Raw genomic sequence first — 3161 nt, 5'->3', positions numbered from 1 at the left:
AGATGGTGTTGAACCTCTTCGGGGCCCCGGCGCGATACGCGCCGGGGCCCCCTGTCGCCCGTGGAAAGGCCTGTATGGATCAACCGCACACAACCGCCGGCACCACCGCCCTCGGAGGCGGCAGCGCTGGCGACAGGTTCGACGATGAGGACTACCCCGCCTACAGCATGGGCGCCGCCGCCGAGATGCTCGGCGTCACCCCGGCCTTCCTGCGCTCCCTGGGCACCGCCAAGCTGATCGAGCCGCACCGCTCCGGCGGCGGCCACCGCCGCTACTCCCGCTATCAGCTGCGCCTGGCCGCCCGCGCCCGGGAACTGGTCGATCAGGGCACCCCGCTGGAAGCCGCCTGCCGCATCATCGTCTTGGAGGACCAGCTCGCCGAGGCGCTGCGGATCAACGCTTCCCGCCACCAGGCGGCCGACGCCTGAGGACTGACGCCTGACGTCGGCGCCTTCACCGGCTCATGCGGCCTGATCCCGCAGCACCGCGGATCAGGCCCCTGCCCGGCCGCCGGGAACGCGGAAGCGGCCACGGGGTGGGCTACCGTGGGGGTCACGACCGCCGATTCTGGCCGGTGAGCCGGCCACCCTGCGGGCAAGCAGCCAGAACGGCGCCTCGCACGGGAGAAGCGTGTGATCGCCTTTCAGGAATCGTGGCCCATCACCGGCGACCTCCCCCGCCTGCGCCGCGCGGTCCGCCGCTATGCGGCTGCGGCCGGCCTGGCCGGGCAGCGCCTGGAGCGGGTGGTGCTGGCCGTCCACGAAGCCCTGGCCAACGTGGTGGAGCACGGCGGCGCAACCGGCACGCTGCTGTTGACCCGCACCGGCTCGGACCTGGTCATCGACGTCACCGACGTGCGCGGCACGCTGAGCGCCGCGCACCTGCCCGACCGGCCGCCGCCGCGGCCGGAGCGCCTCGATGAGGGGATGGGGTTGTGGCTGATCGGGCGGCTGGTCGACGCCGCGGCCGTCGACCAGCGGCCCGGCTGTTCGCGGATCCGGTTACGGATGCGCCTGCCGGCCGCTCCCTCCGCCGGATGACCCCGCTGAAGACCTCACCGGTCACCGGCTTCTCACCGGCCCGGCCGCCACCGCGCGGTAGGTCAATTATTAGGAGCCAGAACCGGGAGGTCGACGTCAGCCGACCAGAGCCGAACCAGACCGACCCGGGCCGTCGACGGCAGCCACCCATTCAAGATCAACAACTTTTCGGGCCTGCGACGCCAACTTCAGCACGACCTCCTTCCCCACCCCGGGGGGTGGGGGCCGGCCGGACGGCGGTCTCATGCGGAGACCAGACGCAGCCCGCTCCGCTCGCGGGCGGCCCGGGTCGCCTCGACCCGGGCGGCGACCTTGTCAGCCGCCGACTGCAGAGCCGCCAGGTCCTCGGCGGGCTCCGCGCTCGGCGTCGGCCGGTGGTCGCGGGGTTTGACCGGCGCCCACGCTTCGGGGTCCATGCGGGCCAGCATGGCCAGGGCGATGTGCCCGTTGGGCGCGCTCCAGCGGCGGGAGACGAACCCGCCGGGGCAGAGCCTGCACAGCTTCCTCGTCCACATGTCCGCCTGGGCCCGTCAAGGCAGGCTCGCCAAGACCGTCCCCGGCCTCTACCGGATCACACCCCAACAACCCTAGACACGGCCCCGTGATCCTTGACTTCGCGGTCTTGGGCGATCACCTATGAAACGGTGCGACGACCATCCGTCATGATCGTTATCGCGGCCGTCCTCGAGCGCTTCGTGACGCCCGGTTTTCTCCGTCAGTACCGGGCCGAACCAGGAGGGCGGAACGCGGCCCATCCAGGCGGACAGCGACAGGGGATGCGGATCACGTCTGCGCGTGTGCTAGATTGGATCTAGTTGCAGTTGCGGTACCCATAATGAACTTGTGTGCACCTGACGGTATGTAGCCTCAGGTGCATTTTTGTTTTCCGGTCTTCTCCGGGTGTGGACCTGTTGCGGCAATACGGAATCCGCGACAGCGCGGATTCCGGCTACACCTATCAAGAGGAGATCGACATGGCTTCTGGCACCGTGAAGTGGTTCAACGCGGAAAAGGGCTTCGGCTTCATCGAGCAGGACGGCGGCGGCGCCGACGTCTTCGCGCACTACTCCAACATCGTCTCGCAGGGCGGCTACCGCGAGCTGCGTGACGGCCAGAAGGTGGCCTTCGACGTCACCCAGGGCCAGAAGGGCCCGCAGGCCGAGAACATCGTCTCCGCCTGACGACATAGCGCTACGACGCAGGGCTCGCACCTTCACGGGTGCGAGCCCTGCGTCGTTTCCGGCGGCTGTGCCGCCGCCCGCACGACAATCATCCCGGGTGAACGCGTAGCGCCCGTCTCCGTGACCATCAGGGGTCGATGCTCGGACCCGGTCGCGGCCGGGCGCCCGTCGAGCAGACGCGGCCTGAACCGGCTCTTCTGCAGCTCGCGTTCCACGATCCGGACCAGGCCGCCGAGACCGGCGACGACGGAGCCGGCCGGCGGACTCCGCTGCAGCTCCACCTCCAGCGTCACTCATGAGCGCGCCGGCAACCGCTCCCGCCAGACCGGTCCGGCCGGCCGCAGGGCCTGCCCTCGGCCGTCCCGCCGACGCCACCGCCGTACCGTCGGTGCGGTGACCTGCAGCTCCCGGGCGATGACCGCGACAATCCATCATGAGCCAGGACAGGAGAAGGACAACCCCAGCGGGGTGCTTTCCCATCGCATCGAAGGCGAGGCAGTTTCATGGGGGTCAGGCATCCCCGATCCCGCGCCCCGGTCGAAACCTCGCCGGCGCAGGCGACGCCCCTGGGAGGAGGTCGCCTGCGCCGGTGCCGGGGAAGAGGAACCCGGCGGACAATCCTTAGACGGTGAACTGGTCCACGATGCCGTGCAGTTCGGCGGCGACCTCATCGAGCTGACCGGCGGTCCGGCGGGCCTCGGCCACCCCGGCGGTGGTGGTCTGCGCGGCGCCGGCGACCGCGGTGATGCCGGCGGCGATGTCGTCGGCGCCGACCGCGGCCTGGGAGATGTTGCGGCTCATCTCCCCGGAGGTGGCGCTCTGCTCCTCCACCGCGGCGGCGATGGTGGTGGAGTGCTCGCTGACGGTCGTGATGACCGTGCTGATCCCCCCGATGGCCGCGATCGCGGCATCGGTGTCGGCCTGGATGGCCTCGATCCGG

General features: G+C 70.5%; 5 protein-coding genes. 3 read left to right on the top strand and 2 right to left on the bottom strand.

All coding sequences use genetic code 11. The features are described 5' to 3' along the window. Window positions 1-74: 74 nt before the first annotated feature. Both IEZ07_RS35110 and IEZ07_RS35105 read left to right on the top strand, forming a co-directional pair. Window positions 75-428, top strand: a complete 354-nt coding sequence (locus IEZ07_RS35110) for a helix-turn-helix domain-containing protein (protein ID WP_191898747.1) — start codon at window positions 75-77, stop codon at window positions 426-428. A gap of 204 nt (window positions 429-632) precedes the next feature. Next, window positions 633-1040, top strand: a complete 408-nt coding sequence (locus tag IEZ07_RS35105; RefSeq protein WP_191898746.1) for an ATP-binding protein — start codon at window positions 633-635, stop codon at window positions 1038-1040. 242 nt (window positions 1041-1282) lie between these two features. Here IEZ07_RS35105 and IEZ07_RS35100 read toward each other — a convergent pair whose 3' ends face one another. After that, on the bottom strand, window positions 1283-1555 hold the full coding sequence (locus IEZ07_RS35100) for a hypothetical protein (protein ID WP_191898745.1): 273 nt from the start codon (window positions 1553-1555) through the stop codon (window positions 1283-1285). 459 nt (window positions 1556-2014) lie between these two features. On the opposite strand from IEZ07_RS35100, the gene IEZ07_RS35095 reads away from it, so the two are divergent. Next, entirely contained in the window at window positions 2015-2221 is a 207-nt protein-coding gene (locus IEZ07_RS35095; protein WP_191898744.1) for a cold-shock protein, read from the top strand. Window positions 2222-2842: 621 nt separating this feature from the next. Here IEZ07_RS35095 and IEZ07_RS35090 read toward each other — a convergent pair. Next, window positions 2843-3161: hypothetical protein (locus IEZ07_RS35090; protein WP_301549385.1), on the bottom strand; the 319-nt coding region annotated here is incomplete at its 5' end.

Origin of the sequence: Planomonospora parontospora, from assembly GCA_014647935.1 — a bacterium.
Classification (GTDB): Bacteria; Actinomycetota; Actinomycetes; order Streptosporangiales; family Streptosporangiaceae; genus Planomonospora; species Planomonospora parontospora.
The sequence above is the reverse complement of the archived record's forward strand: the minus strand, read 5'-3'. Positions and strand labels throughout refer to the sequence as shown.

Coding starts and splice junctions, on each gene's coding strand:
- IEZ07_RS35100 (WP_191898745.1), bottom strand. CDS start 1,555: ATGTGGACGAGGAAGCTGTGCAGGCTCTGCCCCGGCGGGTTCGTCTCC.
- IEZ07_RS35110 (WP_191898747.1), top strand. CDS start 75: ATGGATCAACCGCACACAACCGCCGGCACCACCGCCCTCGGAGGCGGC.
- IEZ07_RS35095 (WP_191898744.1), top strand. CDS start 2,015: ATGGCTTCTGGCACCGTGAAGTGGTTCAACGCGGAAAAGGGCTTCGGC.